At 61.1% G+C, this 1,642-nt stretch carries 1 pseudogene; it reads left to right on the forward strand.

Annotated elements, in window-relative coordinates:
* A pseudogene (locus tag MTX34_RS25435) lies at positions 1 to 1,642 on the forward strand (hypothetical protein); the annotation flags it as partial.

Consider the following 1,642-nt stretch of genomic DNA (forward strand, 5'->3'; position numbering starts at 1 on the left):
ATCGTCGAACTAGCTGCCGAGCCGCCCACACTCGTCCAGACACCAACCCCGATCGCGCGATTCAGGGTAGAACCCACCGAAGGCGCGCGAGGCCTGAACGGTCGGCCGGGCGTTGCCCTCGACATCGCGTTCGCGCTACCTCCATGGCCGGGCAACCCAGACAAAGACACGGTCGGCCGCCGGTGTGCCTCACTTCTCAAAGTTGCAGCCGAAATTGTTCGCGGCTTCGAGCGCTCGGTTGGTCTGCGCGAGCCGCTGAACCGCCCGGACCCCGACTTGGACGTGGACGTGGACAAGTTGACTACCGAACACGACAATGACCCTGGCAGGTGGGCACCGGTCGATCACTCGAATTACCCAGACCTGGAACCCCAACTCGCTCAGTCCGAACTCGGCCTGGCTGTCTATCGGGATGACGACGACAACATGGTCATGCTGGTCCACACTGAAACCGGCGTGTTCGGGCGGACGATTCCACATGCCCGAGTCCTCGAACCAGCAGTAATTCGAGGTACTGCAGCCGAGAACGCGACCCTGGCCGCTGCGGCACAGTGGGGGCTCCCCGATTTCGTGTTACCACCCAAGAAGATCGCCAAAGGCACAGCATCCCGTGAGCTCGGCGACGGTACGGTCATCTTCGGAGATCGAGCACTTGCCATCCAGGTGAAGTCCCGCGACGTACCCACCGACGCAAACCCTGCGCGCGAACTGAACTGGATTGCCAAGAACGCCGCGAAGGGCGCGCGCCAGGCCGCAGGCACAGTACGAACTCTCACCGCCACACCCAAGACCCTTCACAACGCTCGTGGACGCTCTATTCACGTCGACGCTGCGGTATTCGCATGGGTGGGTGTTGTGATAATCGATCACGACCAGCCACCCGAGCACATCTCCCCCGTCTCATCGACGCCGTCGCTTGCAGTAGTGGCTCTTCTACGGCGTGAGTGGGAATTCCTCTTCGACCAGCTGAGGTCGATCACCGCCGTCGGCGCATACATTCACCGAGTAAAAGGCGACGAAGTCGCACCGGGTGAACACGTGCCACACTATTTCGAGCTCGCGAATGCCGACCTCGAAGCAACCCGGAACGCTGATACCAACAAACACTATCCAGCACTAGCCCAACACTTTTCGTATCCCCTCTTACCGAGGGAGCCAGCATCGAGTCTCGACACCGCGGGGGCAGCGCTGTATCGCCAGATGCTCGAGGACGTCGCTACGTCGTCCTGGGATCGTCCCGAACTCGACCGCTTGAACGTGCTGCACATGCTCGATCAGCATCCGGTACTCGAGCGGGCCGCGATCGGCCGACGACTGCTCGACCAGCTCCGAATCGCTCAAGACGCGCTCAATGGTGAGACGCGGTTTGAGCCTCGCCGTTACTGGCTGGGGGACAACCACTTACATTTAGCCTTCGGCGTGCTGAACCATCTCAGCGGACACCACCAAGCAGTCTTCCGTGGGTGGACGATGCTCCGCCACCACGAATGGATCTCCGGGCTTCCCGCCGACGCAGTTGATGCTTGCCGGACGGTCGCGGTTCTTCTCACTCCCAGGCACGATGGCCTTCGCCCATGGGACACAACAATGTACGTACTCTTCGGCGAAATCGATGTTGACGAAGAAGAACTGGACGCATACC

Origin of the sequence: Rhodococcus sp. ARC_M5, from assembly GCF_022810405.1 — a bacterium.
In the GTDB taxonomy this organism is placed as follows: domain Bacteria; phylum Actinomycetota; class Actinomycetes; order Mycobacteriales; family Mycobacteriaceae; genus Rhodococcoides; species Rhodococcoides navarretei.